The organism is Arthrobacter oryzae (assembly GCF_037911235.1).
GTDB classification, from domain to species: Bacteria; Actinomycetota; Actinomycetes; order Actinomycetales; family Micrococcaceae; genus Arthrobacter; species Arthrobacter oryzae_E.
In genome coordinates this window covers 32,844-50,378 of sequence record NZ_JBBLYW010000010.1, presented here as the reverse complement: position 1 = coordinate 50,378, position 17,535 = coordinate 32,844, and the positions used below count along the sequence as shown (strand labels likewise).

Annotated in this window: 15 protein-coding genes; 8 read left to right on the top strand and 7 right to left on the bottom strand. The window is 65.3% G+C overall.

Features of this window, described 5'->3' with window-relative positions; all coding sequences use genetic code 11:
• Positions 1-12: 12 nt before the first annotated feature.
• Together WMN78_RS03220 and WMN78_RS03215 are read right to left on the bottom strand one after the other, a co-directional pair.
• Entirely contained in the window at positions 13-735 is a 723-nt protein-coding gene (locus tag WMN78_RS03220) for a class F sortase (RefSeq protein WP_340531974.1), read from the bottom strand.
• Between the two features lie 280 nt (positions 736-1,015).
• Positions 1,016-1,816, bottom strand: a complete 801-nt coding sequence (locus WMN78_RS03215) for a hypothetical protein (RefSeq protein ID WP_340531973.1) — start codon at positions 1,814-1,816, stop codon at positions 1,016-1,018.
• 421 nt (positions 1,817-2,237) lie between these two features.
• Between WMN78_RS03215 and WMN78_RS03210 the strand changes: the two genes are divergently transcribed.
• The 4 genes from WMN78_RS03210 to WMN78_RS03195 all read left to right on the top strand — a co-directional run bounded on the left by WMN78_RS03210 (position 2,238) and on the right by WMN78_RS03195 (position 6,834).
• Complete coding sequence (locus WMN78_RS03210; RefSeq protein ID WP_340531972.1) at positions 2,238-3,971, top strand: ABC transporter ATP-binding protein; 1,734 nt, start codon at positions 2,238-2,240, stop codon at positions 3,969-3,971.
• Positions 3,968-6,010 carry an ABC transporter ATP-binding protein gene (locus WMN78_RS03205; RefSeq protein WP_340531971.1) on the top strand — a complete coding sequence of 681 codons (2,043 nt, stop codon included), beginning with the start codon at positions 3,968-3,970 and terminating at the stop codon, positions 6,008-6,010. The genes WMN78_RS03210 and WMN78_RS03205 overlap by 4 nt, the downstream gene beginning before the upstream one ends.
• Before the next feature lie 44 nt (positions 6,011-6,054).
• Positions 6,055-6,471 (top strand): acyl-CoA thioesterase, encoded by a 417-nt coding sequence (locus WMN78_RS03200; RefSeq protein ID WP_340532143.1) that lies wholly within the window; start codon positions 6,055-6,057, stop codon positions 6,469-6,471.
• A gap of 99 nt (positions 6,472-6,570) precedes the next feature.
• Positions 6,571-6,834: a PLDc N-terminal domain-containing protein gene (locus WMN78_RS03195; protein WP_340531970.1), complete on the top strand. Its 264-nt coding sequence runs from the start codon at positions 6,571-6,573 to the stop codon at positions 6,832-6,834.
• Here WMN78_RS03195 and WMN78_RS03190 read toward each other — a convergent pair.
• Both WMN78_RS03190 and WMN78_RS03185 read right to left on the bottom strand, forming a co-directional pair.
• Positions 6,831-9,317 (bottom strand): HAD-IC family P-type ATPase, encoded by a 2,487-nt coding sequence (locus tag WMN78_RS03190; RefSeq protein WP_340531969.1) that lies wholly within the window; start codon positions 9,315-9,317, stop codon positions 6,831-6,833. The genes WMN78_RS03195 and WMN78_RS03190 overlap by 4 nt on opposite strands.
• An 8-nt stretch (positions 9,318-9,325) precedes the next feature.
• Positions 9,326-9,598, bottom strand: a complete 273-nt coding sequence (locus tag WMN78_RS03185) for a PspC domain-containing protein (protein ID WP_340531968.1) — start codon at positions 9,596-9,598, stop codon at positions 9,326-9,328.
• A gap of 170 nt (positions 9,599-9,768) precedes the next feature.
• Between WMN78_RS03185 and WMN78_RS03180 the strand changes: the two genes are divergently transcribed.
• Positions 9,769-12,000 carry an McrB family protein gene (locus WMN78_RS03180; protein ID WP_340531967.1) on the top strand — a complete coding sequence of 744 codons (2,232 nt, stop codon included), beginning with the start codon at positions 9,769-9,771 and terminating at the stop codon, positions 11,998-12,000.
• Positions 12,001-12,094: 94 nt separating this feature from the next.
• Positions 12,095-13,291 (top strand): McrC family protein, encoded by a 1,197-nt coding sequence (locus WMN78_RS03175; protein WP_425341108.1) that lies wholly within the window; start codon positions 12,095-12,097, stop codon positions 13,289-13,291.
• Here the strand turns inward: WMN78_RS03175 and WMN78_RS03170 are convergent.
• Positions 13,281-13,574, bottom strand: a complete 294-nt coding sequence (locus WMN78_RS03170) for a hypothetical protein (protein WP_340531966.1) — start codon at positions 13,572-13,574, stop codon at positions 13,281-13,283. The genes WMN78_RS03175 and WMN78_RS03170 overlap by 11 nt on opposite strands.
• Positions 13,575-13,749: 175 nt before the next feature.
• On the opposite strand from WMN78_RS03170, the gene WMN78_RS03165 reads away from it, so the two are divergent.
• Entirely contained in the window at positions 13,750-14,319 is a 570-nt protein-coding gene (locus WMN78_RS03165) for a helix-turn-helix domain-containing protein (protein ID WP_340532141.1), read from the top strand.
• Positions 14,320-14,347: 28 nt separating this feature from the next.
• Here WMN78_RS03165 and WMN78_RS03160 read toward each other — a convergent pair whose 3' ends face one another.
• The gene (locus WMN78_RS03160; protein WP_340531965.1) at positions 14,348-16,015 is read right to left on the bottom strand and encodes a HAMP domain-containing sensor histidine kinase; all 1,668 of its coding nucleotides are present in this window, start codon (positions 16,013-16,015) and stop codon (positions 14,348-14,350) included.
• A gap of 102 nt (positions 16,016-16,117) precedes the next feature.
• Here WMN78_RS03160 and WMN78_RS03155 point away from each other — a divergent pair, with 102 nt between their 5' ends.
• Positions 16,118-16,873, top strand: coding sequence for a response regulator transcription factor (locus tag WMN78_RS03155; protein WP_340531964.1), 756 nt, complete (start codon positions 16,118-16,120; stop codon positions 16,871-16,873).
• Between the two features lie 73 nt (positions 16,874-16,946).
• Here WMN78_RS03155 and WMN78_RS03150 read toward each other — a convergent pair whose 3' ends face one another.
• The gene (locus tag WMN78_RS03150; RefSeq protein WP_340531963.1) at positions 16,947-17,348 is read right to left on the bottom strand and encodes an Hpt domain-containing protein; all 402 of its coding nucleotides are present in this window, start codon (positions 17,346-17,348) and stop codon (positions 16,947-16,949) included.
• Positions 17,349-17,535 lie beyond the last annotated feature (187 nt).

The following is a 17,535-nucleotide window of genomic DNA, read 5'->3' as shown; positions in this document are numbered from 1 at the left end:
GCTCCGCGAGGGTCAGGGCTCGGGGACAGGTGACGCAACCACCACCACGTTCTTTCCCCAAGGGTCTTCCGTGTAGCAGCTGATGAGGACGAGGCGGTTGGGAAAGCCGGTCCAGATCGGGCTGTCTTTCAGGCTTGACTTCAGGTAGGTATCCACCGAATCCACCCGGTACCGCATTGTTCCCGAGGCCGTGATGGCTTCGAAGACGTCGCCCGGGGCGCTGGCTGCGCTGAGCCGGTTGAACGGGGCGTCGCGGTCCTCCCAGCTGTGGCCGAGGATGTACGTCGTGTTGGTGGACCCGGCGCCGGGCATGCCGAGGCTGGACACCCAGTAGCCGTCGACGGTGATCGGCGGCACGATCGCCTGGGATTCGAGCTCCTCCGGCGTCGGCGTGAGCGGATGAATGGTGACGTCCAGGCCGGCCGCGGGATACACGATGCGGGTGGGCGCCGCGGCGGGAGGATAGTTGGGAAGGCTCGGCGGTTGCTGGGCTGCCGGCGCAACGGCGGCGCCTTTGATGGCCTCCGGGGCCGAGCCCTTCCCGTTCCAGGAGAATGTGTCAGCCGGGCCGGCATAGGCGGTGGCGCGGGTATCGGCCCGCGAGTACGGAGCAGTTGCCAGGTGAAGTCCGGCCGCGCCGGAGGTGTTCCCGGCAGCGATGATGCCGGGAAGGAACGACAGGAGGAAAAAGGCCACGACGCCGGCGAGCAGTAACAGCCGGTCGCCGCGGTTCAAGGAAAGACGGTTCCGCGACAGGCGCTTCAAGGACGGGCGCGTGGACGCAGTACGCTCCAAGGAAAGGTGCTTGGGGTGCTTGGGGGACGGGTCGCTTGGGGCTGCATCCTCCGGGGCTGCCTCTGGTGCATCTGTTCGGCTGCCGGTACTGCTCCGCAGGTGCTGGCCCTCTGCAGATGTGAGGCCGGGGAAGGGCATCGGAACTCCTTCGTGGAGTGTGGTGTGGACGGGCATCACGCCGTGGCGGCGGATGCCCGTCCTCACAGGGGACCAGCCTTACTTACTTGGAGCCGGGCATATCCTGCAGGCGTCCCCGGTGCCTCAGGGCAATCAGGCCCGTTGCCCCCAGGAGTGCCGCCAGGCCGCCGAACCAGGCCGGCATGCCCGTGTCGGGCTGGCTGCCGGCCGCCGTCTGGGCGTTGAACCCGCGGTTGACGACAGGTACTACTGCTGCCGGCGCAACGACGGGTGCCACGGCCGCTCCCGCAGGTGCCGGCGGGGTAACAGCCGGCGGGGTAACAGCCGGCGGGGTGACCTCCGGCGGGGTGACCACCGGCGGGGTAACCTCCGGCGGCGTAACCTCAGGCGGGGTCACGACGGGCGGAACAACAACGGGCGGCTTTTCTTCCTCTTCTTCTTCTTCCTCCTCTTCAGGGCAGCAACCACCGGCGGGGACCGGATAGATGTCGCCGTGGTCCTTGTGGCCGTGCCACCAGGCCTTTTTCGGAATGGTGATTTCGACGTAGGGGTTCTCTTCAGATCCCGTGGCGTGGCAGATCGTGATCATTTCGCCGTGGTCGTCATCATCGTCATGGCCGCCCCCGCCTCCGCCGTATCCGCCGCTGGGGCAGCCGCCCGCAGGTGCCGGAATCAGGTCGCCAGCGTGCGTGGCATGGCCGTTTCCGTTAAGCGAGTTCTCGCTGACAGTGATGTGCACGTAGGGGTTTGATTCGGAGCCGGTTGCGTGGCAAATGCTGACTTTTTTGTCGTCGTCATCGCCGTTGCCGGTGGCATTCGCCGGGGCTGTGACACCTACTAACGCAATGCCGGCAATGCCGGCAGTTGCGAGGATTCTCTTCATGGGATACTCCTGGATCATTGTGGACTGACCAGACTGCGGGAGCGGAAGCCCATGGAGGAGCTGACCGTTTGGTCGCGGATGCCCAGATCACCTGCGACTCTCCTACAGAGTTGTCATTGACTGACCACTTCACGCTAATCCCTAGGCCCGGAGGCAGTCGCGAGTAGCCGGTACCTGACTCGCCACTCGTTTTTCACAGGTTGCACCGCTTGGAATCGCGGGGTGACACCCGTTCCACCTGTAACAGGGTGCACGTGGGAAGCTATAGCCTCGTTGCGCCGCTACGCCCTTGGGATGATATTCACAGGGCGTTGTTTCGCTGAGGCAACAGATTTCGTAGAGTGGGGAAGGCTGAGAGTGTCGGCCCTCGCTGGTATTACTTTCCTGCACTCACTTCGCACTTCCCAAAGGACCCCCGGGCATGCTTGTCACTCTGATACGGCGCTACTCCAAGCCGTATTCGCCGTATATAGCGGCAGTCATTCTTTTCCAGCTTGCTTCCACCATTGCGGCCCTCTATCTACCGAGCCTGAATGCCCAGATCATTGATGAGGGAGTCTCCCGAGGGGACACGGACTACATCTGGAGAACGGGCGGTCTCATGCTCGGGGTCGCGCTGATCCAGGTGGTCACCGCCATTGCAGGCGTGTACTTCGGTTCCAAGGCGGCCATGGCCTTCGGCCGCGACCTCCGGCGCGGGGTCTTCCGTAAAGTCACGAGCTTTTCGGCCAAGGATGTCAACGTCTTCGGCGCACCAACCCTGATCACCCGCGGCACCAATGACGTCCAGCAGGTGCAGATGCTCGTGCTGATGGGCCTGAACTTCATGGTGGCAACGCCCATCATGTGCATCGGCGGGATCTTCATGGCATTGCGCGAGGACCTGAGCCTGTCCTGGCTGGTCTGGGTGTCCGTTCCGGTGCTTATTGCCGTCGTCGGATACCTCGTGGTCCGCCTCATGCCGCTCTTCCGCTCCATGCAGACGAAAATCGACCGCATCAACGGCATTCTCCGGGAGCAGATCATCGGCATCCGCGTGGTCCGCGCCTTCGTCCGTGAACCGCACGAAACGGAGCGTTTTGGCGAGGCCAACCGCGAACTCACGGACGTCTCCCTGAAGATCGGCGCCCTGTTCGTCCTGATGTTCCCGGCCATCGGCATGATCCTGCACGTCTCCACCGCGGCCGTCCTGTGGTTCGGCGGCCAGCGCGTGGAGGCGGGAGAGATGCAGGTGGGCTCCCTGACCGCCTTCCTGCAATACCTCCTGCAGATCCTCATGGCGGTGATGATGGGAACGTTCATGGCGATGATGATTCCGCGCGCCTCGGTCTGCGCGGACCGCATCGGTGAAGTGCTCGACGTCGAGCCCTCCATCCATGAGCCGGCCGCGCCCGTGGCGCCCGCCCAGCGCACCGGCCGCGTGGAGTACCGTAATGTCTCCTTCGCCTACCCCGGGGCGGAAGAGCCTGTCCTGAGCAACATCAGCTTCACGGCCGAGCCCGGCCAGACCGTGGCCATCGTCGGGTCAACAGGTGCCGGCAAGACCAGCCTGCTGTCGCTGCTGCCGCGGCTTTACGACGTCGCGTCCGGTGAGGTACTGCTCGACGGCGTCTCCGTCACCAACCTTGACCGGTCCGAAATCACCGGCCGTGTGGCCATGGTGCCGCAGCGGCCCTACCTCTTTTCCGGGACCATCGAGCACAACCTGCGCTTTGGCAAGACCGAGGCCACGGACCAGGAACTGTGGGACGCGCTCACGGTGGCCCAGGCCGCTGACTTCGTCCGGGAGAAGAAGAACGGCCTCGGTTCCCGGATCGCCCAGGGCGGCACCAACGTCTCGGGCGGCCAGCGCCAGCGCCTGTGTATCGCCAGGGCACTGGTCACCAAGCCCAAGGTGTACCTGTTCGATGACTCCTTCTCGGCGCTGGACGTCGCCACGGACGCGCGACTTCGCCGCGCGCTCAAGGCAAAGACGGCGGACGCCACCGTGATCATTGTCGGCCAGCGCGTGTCCACCATTGCCGACGCCGACCAGATCCTGGTGCTGGACAACGGCCGGATCGTGGACCGGGGAACGCACGAGGAACTGCTGCAAAGTTCCACCACCTACCAGGAAATCGTCGAGTCCCAGCTGACCGCGGAGGAAGTGGCATGAGCACCAACCAGAAACCCGCCGCCGGCCAGGAAACCCTTCCCGCGGACGAGGACGATTTCTACGAAGAGGAATACAAGCCCACCGAGGCCGACGGCGACATGTTCGGCGGCGCGCCGGCGAAGAAGGCCGAGCACTTCTGGCCGTCCGCCAAGCGCCTCATGGGCCTGCTGAGACCCGAGTCCGCCGGCATCGCCCTGGTGCTAGCCATGGTGACGGTCGCCGTCGTCCTCAACGTCGTAGCCCCGAAAATCCTGGGGCAGGCCATGGATGTCATCTTTGGCGGCGTAGTGGGAAAGCAGCTGCCCGCGGGCGTGAGCAAGGACCAGTTCGTGGACGGGCTGCGCGCCCAGGGCGAAAACAACTTCGCGGACATGGTCGCCAAGATGGAACTTGTCCCGGGGTCGGGGATCGATTTCCAGAAGCTGTCCTTCCTGATCAGCGTGGTGCTGGTGATGTACTTCGTAGCGAACATCTTCACCTGGCTGCAGGGCTACGTCCTGAACGTGCTGGTGATGCGCGTGGTCCGCAAGCTCCGTGATGACACGGAGAAGAAGCTGAACCGGCTGCCGCTGAACTACTTCGACACGCGCCAGCGCGGCGACACCCTCTCGCGCGTCACCAACGACGTCGACAACATCCAGCAGGCGCTGCAGCAGGCCTTCGCACAACTGGTCAGCTCGGCCCTGACGGTCCTCGGCATCGTGATCATGATGTTCATCGTGTCGTGGCAGCTGGCCCTCATCGCCCTGGTCGCACTGCCGCTGTCCGGCGTGGCCGCCGGCATCATCGGCTCGCGCAGCCAGAAGCTGTTCGCAGCGCAATGGAAGAACACCGGCCTACTTAACGGCCAGATCGAGGAATCCTTCTCCGGCCACGACCTGGTGCGTGTCTTCGGCCGCGACGCGGACATTCTGGAACGCTTCGACGAACGGAACGAAGCCCTGTACAGGGCCAGCTTCGGGGCCCAGTTCGTGTCCGGCATGATCATGCCCGTCATGCAGTTTGTCTCTTACCTGAGCTACGTCGGCATCGCCGTGGTGGGCGGCCTGCGGGTGGCTTCCGGCGGCATGAGCCTGGGCGACGCCACCGCTTTTATCCAGTACTCCCGGGAGTTCACGCAGCCGCTCGGACAGATGGCGGGCATGGCCAACATGCTGCAGTCCGGCGTTGCCTCCGCTGAGCGGGTCTTCGAATTCCTGGATGCCGAGGAGCAGGATGCCGAGACTGCCACCGAGCACCTGCCTGCCAAGACAGATGGCCACGTCGAGTTCAGGCACGTCACCTTCAGCTACTCGGAGGACAAGCCCCTGATCGAGGACCTGTCCTTCACTGCCGAGCCGGGACACACGGTGGCAATCGTGGGCCCCACCGGAGCAGGCAAGACCACACTGGTCAACCTGGTGATGCGGTTCTATGAGCTCAATTCGGGAAGCATCACCTTGGACGGCGTGGACATCACGCACCTGAGCCGCTCCGAACTGCGGGCCAAAGTGGGCATGGTCCTGCAGGACGCCTGGCTGTTCGGCGGAAGCATCTACGACAACATCAAATACGGCAACCTCAACGCCACGGAGGACCAGGTCATGGAAGCGGCACGGGCAACGTTCGTCGACCGGTTCGTCCGGGCGCTGCCTGACGGTTACGACACGGTCATCGATGAGGAAGGCAACAACGTCAGCGCGGGCGAGAAGCAGCTCATCACCATCGCACGGGCCTTTGTGGCCAACCCGTCCCTGCTCATCCTGGATGAGGCAACAAGCTCCGTGGACACCCGCACGGAAGTCCTGGTCCAGAAAGCCATGGCTGCCCTCCGGACGGACCGCACCAGCTTTGTGATTGCGCACAGGTTGTCCACCATCCGCGACGCCGACACCATCCTGGTGATGGAAGCCGGACGGATCGTCGAACAAGGCAGCCACCACGCCCTCCTGGAACTCAAGGGCGCCTACCACCGCCTCTACATGTCCCAATTCGCGGGCGAGGACGCTGACGCGGCCCTGGCCAATTCCGCGGAAGACGCGACGGCGGTGCACAGTTGAGCGCCGCCCCGTCGGCCGACCGGCGCATTGAGGTCCTGGTACCGATGCGCTGGGGAGACATGGACGCTTACGGCCATGTCAACAACGTGCAGGTGGTGCGGATTTTGGAGGAAGCCCGCATCGCGGCCTTTGGACCTCCCCGCGGCGCCGGACTGCCTGGCGTCGAACCGCAGGTGGCCCTTTTCAACGACGTCGAAGAGGGCACCATGGCCTTGGTGGTGGAGCACAAGATCCGCTACGTCAGGACGCTCGAATACCGGAATGTGCCGGCAGTGGTCCAGCTGTGGATCGGCGCCGTCAAAGGCGCCAGCTTCGACATCCACTACCTGCTGCAGGACCCGGTGACCCGGGAAGACTGCGTCAAGGCCACCACCCACCTGGCCTTCGTGGATGAGGGAACCGGCAGGGTGCTCCGCCTGACTCCGGAGCAGAAGGAGCGGATGGCCCCGTTCACGGCCTGAGCCCAAAGCCCCTACCCGGGGCGGGGCTGCGTCCCTATGATCGTCACTAGATGACCGCCAGCACGAAGCACCAACCAACTGAAGCAAGGAGCACCGGCCATGGCCACGAAGAAGGACACCAGGAAGAAGTCCTGGAAGGACCTGCCGCCGCTGGCACGCGTCGGGACCGTCATTGTGGGGGCGGTGCAACTTTCACTCCTGATTGCGGCCCAGCGTGACATTTCCAGGCGGCCGGCCGAACAGATCCGCGGCAGCAAGGCCGTGTGGCGCATGGTTACGCTGATCAACTTTGTCGGTCCGGGAAGCTATTTCGCGTTCGGGCGGAAGAACCTGCCCCGGCGCTCGGCGGCAACTGCCCGCTAGCTCTGCTGGCTGTACCGGCGCCGATGCCACCGGCCCAGGACTTCTATGGCGGCGCTCCCGGCGGTTCCCACGCCGAGGGAGACGGCCAGCAGGTCTGGCGGCAGGGTCGGCAGTTCGAAGAAACCGGTGGCAGCCGGCAGGGTCAGCAGCACGGCCAGTCCAGTGACCATCGCGGCAATAACCAGCAGCCGCCAGCCGTTCAGCGGCCGTGACCGGACTGCCAGCACCCACAGGGCAATGACCGAAAGTGCCAGCACAGAACCTGTCCGGGTGACGTCCGGGGCCGCCCCGGTCAGCGCGGCAACGACATTCACCGCGAGCACTGCTGTGGCAACAACCAGCCCTGCCGGGACGGCAAAGGCCAGCGACCGCCGCAGGAACCCGGGCACGTAGCGCCCGGCATTGGGCATCAACGCAAGGAAGAATGCCGGAATCCCGATGGTGAGGGCATCGGTGATGGACATCTGGCGCGGCAGGAACGGGAAGCCCCACAGCAGCGCACCGAACACTACGGACAGCGCCACGGCGTACGCCGTTTTCGTCAGGAAGATCGTCGCCACCGTCTCGGTGTTCGCAATGACGCGCCTGCCCTCCGCCACGATCTCCGGTAGGCGGGAGAAACTGCCATCCAGCAGCACCAGCCGTGACACTGCCTTGGTGGCAGCAGCAGCCGTGTTCATGGCGATCCCGATGTCCGCCGCCTTCAACGCCAGGGTGTCGTTCACGCCGTCTCCGGTCATGGCCACGATATGGCCCTGATCCTGCAATGCTTTGACCATTGCCTGCTTCTGGGCAGGTGTGACGCGGCCAAAAACGTGGTGTTCCGCCAGGACACGGGCCAGGGCATCAGCGTCTGCCGGGAGCGTTCGTGCATCGTAACCGTCCGCCGCCAGGCCCACTTCCCGGGCAACGGACTCCACGGTCCGCGGATCGTCGCCGGAGAAAACTTTCACCTGGACACCCTGCCGCCGGAAGTAGGCCAGGGTCTCTGCGGCGTCGCGCCGAATGGTTTCGCGGAAGGTCAGCAGCGCCGCAGCCGTCACCGCCCGCGGAGGCCCGTCCTGCTCCGCCTCCTGCGGCGTGAGTGCCGCGGACCGGTGGGCGAGGACCAAGGTCCTCAATCCGCTCGCCGCCAGCGCGGCCGCCTGTTCCAGCGCCTCCCCGTTGCCCGGTGCCCCTGCGTCCAGCACAAGCTCCGGAGCGCCCAGGACCCAGGTCCCCGGTGCCGGGCTGGCGCGGCCAAGGCTCAGGGCGCTCCATTTGCGGGCGGATGAGAAGGGCACCAACACCAACGGCCGAAGTCTGCCGTCATCGGCAAACACGACGGCGAGGCAACCGGCGGTGGCATTACCACCGGTGGCAGCGAATCTGCCCAGGGCCAGTTCCAGTCCGTCAGGAAACACCGATCCCACCGGATGCAGGGCATCGAAGCTCATGCCTCCCTCGGTGAGGGTCCCGGTCTTATCGATGCAAAGCATGTCCACCCGGGCCAGGACCTCCACGGCGGGCAGTTCCTGGATGAGGACCATGTTCCGGCTCAACCGGACGGCGCCCACGGCGAAGGCCAGGCTGGTCATCAGAACGAGGCCCAGGGGAATCATGGCGGTGACGCTGGCCACCGCGCCCACCAGCGCCTCCCGCCAGGTGCCGCTGGCAAAGGCCGGATCCCAGCCTCCAGCGGCCTGGATCTGGCCATTGGCCACCACCGCCATGATGGGCAGCAGCGCCCACGCGATCCATCGGAGCAAACGGTTCAGGCTGCTGCGGATCTCAGAATTGACCAGTGAAAACCGCCGGGCTTCGGCGGTCAGCCGGCTAGCGAAGGAATCGTCTCCCACCCTCACGGCGCGTGCCATGCCTGTGCCCGCCACCACGCTTGACCCGGAGAGGATTTCAGCGTCGGCGGCCTTGTCAACCGGCTTGGACTCCCCGGTCAGGAGGGACTCATCCAGCTCAAGTCCCTCCGCGCTGAGCACCACGGAGTCGGCCACTACCTGATCGCCCGCGCGGAGCAGCAGCACGTCGTCCCGCACCACGGCAGCGTGCGGGATTTCGGTGACTGCCCCGTCGCGGACCACCCGGGCACGCGGCGCCGTGAGGACGGCCAGCCGGTCCAGCGCCCGTTTGGCCCTGTACTCCTGGACGATCCCGATGATGGCGTTCGCGGTGGCCGAGAACCCGAAGAGCGCATCCTTCCACTCGTTAAGCAGCAGCATGATCAGGAAACACGCGGCAATGATTCCGTTGAAAAGAGTCAGGACGTTAGCCCTGAAGATATGCCAGAGCGTCCGCGACGGGCGCGTGGAGGACTTGTTGGTGTATCCGGCGTCCGTTCGTGACTGCACCTCGCGGGCGCTGAGTCCGGTCAGCGGGGCTGCGGTCAGCGGGCTTGCGGGCAGCGGGACTCCGGTCAGAGGGCCTGCGATGCGTGGCGCGGCGTCAGCTTGGTCCGCACCCGTCTGCGCCGGGTCTGCCTGCGTCACGGCTCGGCTCAGGTGGCGGAGTCGTTACTCAGCCAGGACTCGAGGTAGATACGGCCTGTGGTGCTGTCCGGCAGGAGGATCCAGGCCCAGATGTAGAACGTGGCGGCCGGGCCCGGCACCAAGGCCAGGACCAGGAAAACGATCCTCGCTGCGTTGGGGTCCACGCCAAGCTTTGCCGCTATTCCGCCGCACACGCCGCCAAGCCACCTGTCCGGTCCGCGGGTGAGCCCGGTGCCCCTAATGGCCGTGAACATCTTCTGTGTGACATCTTGGAAAGTCATGGCACGCTCCTTTCGGTGCCGCCAGCCTATGCCCGCCACTCCCGCGTTCATAGGGCCGAAAGCCACGGGGGCCGCCAAGTAAACATACATAATGCCTTAGGTGCTACCGGGCAGTAACCTGTGGAGTCCCGTGGTGCTGCCGCTCAGGTTAACCCTGTAAATTTGAAGGCATGACCCCCACCGCGAAGCCTGCCATGACCCGCGCCCCCGGAATCTCCAAGGAGATTGAGGACGCGGCGTGGTTTGTCCTCGGGGCCGGCCTGCAGGGCAAGCCGTCGGCGTTGGACGGACAGACCCAGACATGGACCACCGCTGCTGCCGGGGAACTCCTGGAGCGGCTGGAAAGGGGCGTCGCCGACTCCAAAGCGCCCATGATGACCAACCTCCGGCAAAACCTGTCGGACGCCTCGCACGCCGCCAAACAGCTGGCCGTTGAGCTGCTGTTCCTCCAGTCGCTGCCGCTGGCGCACGAGGTCAAGTCGTTGAAAGTCAAGCGTGCCCGGGTGGCCGAGGCGGCCTCCTGGCTGGAGCCGCCGCTGGAGCTGCCGGACGAGCTCTATCAAGGCATGACGGACCACGGTGTCATCCGCGACCGCACCGCCGAATTCAACTGGACCATCTGGGACCACCTGAAGTGGCTGTGCCGCTTCGTGCAGCATGTTGACCAGCAGTCCACCAATGCCATGACCAAGGCTTTGAAGGATCCCCTTGCCTTCCATCAGCTCGCGTCGGGAACGCCGGATGACCAGCCCGCGATCCGGCGCAGTATCGAGTACCTCGCATGGCCCAGCTACTTCGAACCGGTGGTGGCTGACGTGGAGCGGCAGGAAATCCGGGATGCCTTCGCTTCTTTGGTGGGCGGCGCCAAGGGTGACAGCGAAGCAGAAATCACCGCTGACATCCACCGCATCCGTCTCTACCTGGACAAGCAGGCGGGCCAGCGGATCGACTGGTATGCCCGCCAGCTGGTGAGCCAGTGGCGCAAGGTGGGGGATCCCGGCCGCCGCGCCTGGCTCCTGCGTACGCACCATGACGTGAAGGACCTCCTCGCTGCGTGGCACAGCGAGGAGAAGGTGACACTCGACGTCGAACATCTGCGGCTTCTGGACCCCGGAGTCACCGCGGGCGTCGTGCAGCACGCCGTCGACGAGGACTACAAGCACCTGGGTTACGTGGAGCGCGAGGACAACAAAACCGCCGTTTTTGCCTTCCTCACGGTGATGAAGCCGGGCGACCTGGTCCTGTACCAGCACGCCGGCGCCGTCCGCCTGGGCGGGGTCCTGGGCGAGCCGGAGCACAACGAGGACAACCGCCGGATGCGCCGCAAGGTCCGCTGGTTCGACGAAGCACACAACATGGCTGACCTTCCCCGCCACGTCCAGCGCCAGCTGGCCACGCCGGGTGTCGTCGTGGACGTCACCCGGGTGGTGCAGGCGCTGCAGGCGCTGCTGCCCGCCGAAGCGGAGTCGGAGGCCGACGACGCCGCCGCGCCGGCCGCCGTCGTCGAACAGGTTCCGGAGGGGTTCCGTCCCCTGACGGAGGAGTTCGCCGCGTCCCTGCACATGGACCTCGAACCGCTGCAGGAAATCGCCGAACTCCTGGAGGAGAACCGGCAGCTGGTGCTCTACGGCCCGCCCGGGACGGGAAAGACGTACCTTGCCAAGCACCTGGCGGCCGAGCTTGCCGGGGACAGCACCGATGAACGCGTCAAGCTGGTGCAGTTCCACCCCTCCTATGCCTACGAGGACTTCTTCGAAGGCTTCCGGCCGGACAAGACCGACGAGGGACAGGTCTCCTTCAAACTTGTGGCCGGACCGCTGCGCCGCCTCGCGGAAGAGGCTGCCAAGCCCGGCAACGAAAACAAGCCGTACTTCCTGATCATCGATGAGATGAACCGTGCCAACCTGGCCAAGGTTTTCGGTGAACTGTACTTCCTGCTGGAGTACCGTGACGACCGCATTTACCTGCAGTACAGCCCCAACGAGCCGTTCACCCTCCCGGACAACCTGTACATCATCGGCACCATGAACACCGCGGACCGCTCCATCGCCATGATGGACGCCGCCATCCGCCGGCGGTTCTCGTTCATCGAGCTGCATCCCAAAACGGAACCGGTGAAGGGCTCCCTGCTCCGCTTCCTGCAGGCCCGGAACCTGGACACCACCCCGGCCCTCCTCCTCGACGCCCTCAACGATGCGATTGATGAGTGGGACCGTGACCTCATGATCGGGCCGTCCTACTTCATGAAGAAGGCAGCCCAGACCCCCTCCGGCCTGCGCCGGATCTGGAAATACGAGCTCATGCCGCTCCTGGAGGAGCACTACCACGGCCAGCTGAACCGGGCACAGCTGCAGGAGCGCTTCGGGCTTGAGCAGCTTCTGAGCCGCCTTGCGTCCCGCTAACGGGCTGCTCCCCGACAAGGGAACGCCGGTGGCTGTGCCACCGCGGCCGGCGCGGCAGCCCTCCAGCGCCGGCAAGGCCGTGCGCCACATCATCCTGGACGAGATGTCCGGCGGCGTGGTGGACAAACTCGACGCAGCAAGCGCGGCGTTTGTGAACGCCAGCGGCCTGGCCAAGGCGTCGCCCATGGGCATGGGCCTGTTCAGGATCGAGCCGGTGGGCATGGTGGGGTCGGTGCGGACGCCCACGGTGCAGCTGGAAGTCCGGCCCAAGGACCGGCTCGGCCTCAACCGGCTGCTGTTCCTCCTCAGCTATGCGGGAAACCAGGGCTTCCGCGACGACCCCGTGGCCGCCGTCGAAGACTCGGACCTGTGGAGCGCGCTCGCGGAATCCCTGGCACAGCTCGCCGACCGCGCCCTGAGCCGCGGCGTCCTGCAGGGATACCTCACCGTCGACGAATCGCTGCGCACGGTGAAGGGCAGGATCCGGATTTCGGACCAGATCTCACGCCGGCCCGGAATGCTGGTGCCGCTGGAAGTCTCGTATGACGAATTCACCGAGGACATCGCGGAGAATCGCATCCTCCGGGCCGCCCTGGAGCGCATGGCCCAGGTTCCGCGCGTGCGGCCTGACGTTCAGAGCCGCCTGCGGCAGCTGAAGGGAAAGCTCGACGCCGTCACGCGCCTTCAGTCCGGAGCGCCCCTTCCGCCGTGGCAGGCCACCCGGATGAACGCCCGCTACCACGCCGTGCTCCGCCTCTCCGAGGTGATCCTGCGCAACGCCTCAGCCGAGGCGGGCGACGGAAAGCAACAGACGGCGTCGTTCGTGGTGGACATGGGGCAGGTGTTCGAGGATTTTGTGGGAACTGCCCTCCGCGAAGCCATGGCTGCCCATCCCGGAGAGATGCGGCTGCAGTACAACGCACTGCTGAACGAGGCCGTGCGCGACTCCGACCGGCTGACGGTGAACCCGGACGCGGTGCACCTGCTGGGCGGCCGTCCCGTGGTGGTCTATGACACGAAGTACCGGGCGGCCACGGACGAGGGAGCGTCGCTGTCCGCGGACCACTTCCAGATGCTGGCCTACTGCACGGCCCTACGCGTCCCCACGGCCTGGCTTGTGTACGCAGGCGCGGGGGAAATGAAGCTCCGCCGCATCCTTAACACCGACATCGACGTGGTGGAGTACCCGCTTGATCTGTCCCTGCCGCCGTCGGACATCCTGGCAGCTGTTGCTGACCTGGCACAGCAGTCCTGGGGCGAAGTGGTGCGGCAGGCAGGACTTAATCAATGACTGCAGGCTCGGAGCGGCCCGGCATTGACATGAGGTGCATGAGCAAAGCCCTCTCAGGGTTGCCCTGGTTCTCGTTGAGGCAACGGCGCAGCTGATTGCGGATTTCGGACCCTTCCGGATCGGTGTCCGTCAAGATTGCATTGATGATTTCCCACGACTGGTGACGAATCGGCTCAAGATTCACGCGCCCGCGGACGGGCCCCCCAACGGCATGGATCCCGGACCGCGCCCGCCGCGAATCTCCCTCGTGGGACTCAATGGCGGACAACATTTTCTTCGGCATCTCTTACCTCCTGTGGCACAAGCGCCCTGGCTCAAACGCCAGGATTCGACCGACCGGAATGTTAAGAATATTATCTTAGACAGACAAGTCTGTCTTCCTCTCGGCTAGACTATTTGTAATGAGTCCCACGCCAGCACATGTGTCGGTAGAGCCTGCCCTGGAGGGCGCGGCTGCGATGACTGGCGCCGACGCGAGGCAGCGGATTGTCGATACGGCATACCAGCTCTTCGCCCGCCGCGGGATCCGTGACGTGGGCGTCAATGAGCTGATCAGCCGGGCAGGCGTGGCCAAGGCAACGTTCTACCGGCATTTTGCGTCCAAGGACGAACTGGTGCTTGCGTTCCTCGAGCAGCGCGACCGGGTGTGGACCGTGGACATGATCGTCGCTGAGGCTCGCCGCCGCGGCGGGACACCCGCTGAGCAGCTGCTGGCCATCTTCGATGTTTTTGGGGACTGGTTCCGGCGCGACGACTTTGAGGCGTGCTCCTTCATCAACATCCTGCTGGAAATGGGCGCCAACCATCCGCTGGGACGGGCAAGCATCGACTACCTTGCCCGGATTCGCGGCCACGTCCAGCAGCTCGCCGAGGAAGCTGGGCTGCGGGACACCGAGGATTTCTCCCGGTCGTGGCACATCCTCATGAAGGGGTCCATCATCTCCGCGACGGAAGGCGATGCGGACGCCGCCAAGCGTGCGCAGGCAATGGCCCGGACGCTCATTGAGCAGTTCCGGCCACAGACCTGACGACGACCGCCGGACTGCTGGCCAGTCCCTAGGCCGGCACCCTGACGGTGAACGTGGTGCCTTCGCCCAAGGCGCTGCGAAGCTGGATGCTCCCGCCGTGCGCTTCAACAATGGCCTTGGTGATGGACAGGCCGAGCCCCACGCCCGGGATGGAAGTGTTCCGCACATTGCCGGTCCGGAAGAATTTCGTAAACACCTCGGCCTGGTCCTCGTCGCTCATGCCCATGCCTGTATCCCGTACTTGGCACACCACGTCCTGCCCCTCTGACTCCAGCGACACCACCACGTCGCCGCCGTTGGGCGAGTACTTGATGGCGTTGGACACAAGGTTGTCCAGTACCTGCGACATCCGCCCGGAATCCACATGGGCCTCCAGCCGTTCGGGAACGGCCGCCCGGAGCCGGACCTTGGCTGCGGCGGCGCGGGGGAGCGCGGCACTGATGCTGGCGCGGACAAGTTCGGCCACATTCACCGCCTGCGGGCTGACGATCAGCTGCCCGCTCCGGCTGGCCAGCAGATCCGACACCAGCCCCAGCAGGCGCTCGGAATTTCGGCGGATGATCATGAGCGGTTCACGGTGGGATTCCGACACTCCGTCATGGTCGTCCAGCAGAAGTTCCGCGTAGCCGAGGATTGAGGTCAGCGGCGTCCGGAACTCGTGGGACACGTTGGCTGCAAAGTCGTCCTTGGCCGCCAGTGCGTTGACCAGGTCGGTGACGTCGCTGAACACGATCACCGAGCCGGCGAAGGCGCCGTCCTGGTCCCGCATGGCGCGGGCGCTGGTGGTGATGGCGCGCTGTCCACTTCCGCTGCCAAGCCACACCAGGTTGTCCGTGAAACTTTCGCCCAGCACGGCACGGCGGACCGGCCGTTCTTCGACCGGTACCTTTGTGGTCCGGTCGGGCTGGAACACCAGGAGCTGGGATTCATTCGGATCGTCATTCCCCGGAGGCGTGGCAAGCCGGTGATTTTCCCGCTGCTTCCGGTTCATCAGGACGTCGTGCCCGTCCGCGTCCACTGCCAGGACGCCCAGATGCACCGTTTCCAGCACGGAGTTCAGCAGGCCTTCCTGCCTCTTGCTCTCTTTCAATGTGACCCGCAGTTGAGCGTCCTTCTCTTCCAGGTCCCGTTGCTGGCGGACCATGCTGAGCGTCAGCACGCTCACGGATACGCCGATCCCCAGCATCATCACCGGCAGCAGCAGGGTCCGCGCCAAATCCTGGCCGCTGACGTCGCCGCGGAGGAACAGGGGCACCCAGATGATGCCCAGGGGTGCGAGGAAGGAGACCAGCAGGGAAGCCCGGGGGTAAAACCCGGAGGCGCAGAGCCAGATGACGGGGAAGACGGCCAGCAGGCTGATCCCTGTCAGGCCCTCCTGCCCGCCCTCCCGTCCCAGTGCGATGGAGACGAAGTCAAGGACGGGAATCACCAGGAAGCTCCCGAACGGCAGCCGCTCCCAAGGCGTGAGGTAGCACAAGGCCAGGATCACGATCTGCGAGACCAGGAACGCGACGAACAGGGGATTACCCAGCGTCCCGGGGAAGAACAGCAGCATCAGCACGGCGGTGAGCCCGGCAGTGATGGATAGCGGCATCTGGCTGAAGGTGACACGGCCCCGCAGCGAGTACTCGTGGAATGGCCGGCGGAAGAAGAGTATCCGGCCGGATGCAAGGTCCCACGTGACGTTGCCGCTCATGGCAGGGTAATTAAAGACGTGCGGTTTACTGGACGCATACCTCCCACGATATCCGCCGAGCGCTATACTTCTGACGGTATCGAGCGGACTGAGGGGGCTGCGATGAGTGAATCACGTGTGGGTCTGGTAATCGAGGATGACCACGACATCCGTGAGCTGGTGCGGGTGGTGCTGGTCCAGGCCGGGTTCGACGTCCAGGTGGCCAGCAGCGGGGCGGCCGGAGTGATCGCCGCCAAGGACCTCAACCCCGCCGTCATCACCCTGGACCTGGGCCTCCCGGACATCGACGGCTTCGAAGTGGCCCGCCAGATCCGGGAATTCTCCGACGCCTACATCGTGATGCTGACCGCCCGGGCCGAGGAACTGGATACCCTCATCGGCCTGGAATCCGGGGCGGACGACTACCTGACCAAGCCCTTCCGTCCCCGCGAACTGCGCGCGCGGGTTGCCGCCATGATGCGGCGTCCGCGTTCGACGTCGGACTCCTCCAACGGGGGCAAGGCACCTGCCGTCGCCGCCGGCACGGGCCGGACGCTGACGCACAACGGCCTTGAGTTCAGCTACGATGCGCGCACCGTAAGCGTGGACGGGCGTGAATTGCACCTGACCCGAACCGAGTTCGACCTGCTGCACGCCCTTCTCGAGGCGGGCCGGATGGTGCGGACCAAATCGGAACTGGTGAGGCGGTTGCGGGACGAACCTTACGACGTCGGAGGCTACATTTCGGAAGCCGACGAGCGCTCCGTCGAGGTGCACATGGGAAACCTCCGCAAGAAGCTGGGCGACAGTCCGCAGAACCCGCGCTGGCTGCAGACGGTGCGGGGCGTCGGCTACCGGTTGGCCCCGGCCGAACGCTGACTCCGTCTCCGTCTTGCGCCGCGGCGGCCGCCGTCGCTCCGACTCACGCCGCGGCGGCCGCCGCCGCTCCGACTTACGCCGCGGCGGCCGCCGCGAGGCCGGCAACGGTCTGCCCGGTGCACGCATCCATGCTTTCCAGCAGCGCCAACTGAACCCGGGGCGGCCGTTCAGCTTCGGTTTCCGGGTGCGATTCCAAATGCTTCAGGATGGTTTCGAGCTCATCCGCCAGCCGGCCCAGGTACGCCGCGCCCACCATCATGCTGGAGGTCTTCACGCTCAGGACGGCATCCATGGCTGCATCCAGGTCCATGGCCTCCACCGCGTGGCGGAGCCGATCGAGCCGCCTCGGCAGCTGCTGGATGTAACTGTTCACGAAGACGTCGCAGTACTCAGCGTCCGGCTCAAGTTCACAGCGGAGTGATTGCAGCACGGACGGGTCCACGTAGGGGTGGCCGACGCCATCCTGTCCATCCATTGGACGCCCCTTCCCTTGGCCCTGCACAACCGGGATAACGGGTGCTGCCACAACCTTGCTTCCTTTACAGTAGGGCTCCGCAGAGGGCGGAAGGCGGTTTCCGGCAGAAATTTGCGCCAATCTTGATGAGACCCGGCGATCTGCATTTAGGATCGGGACAAGTGCCTGCCGGCACCGAACTGACCTG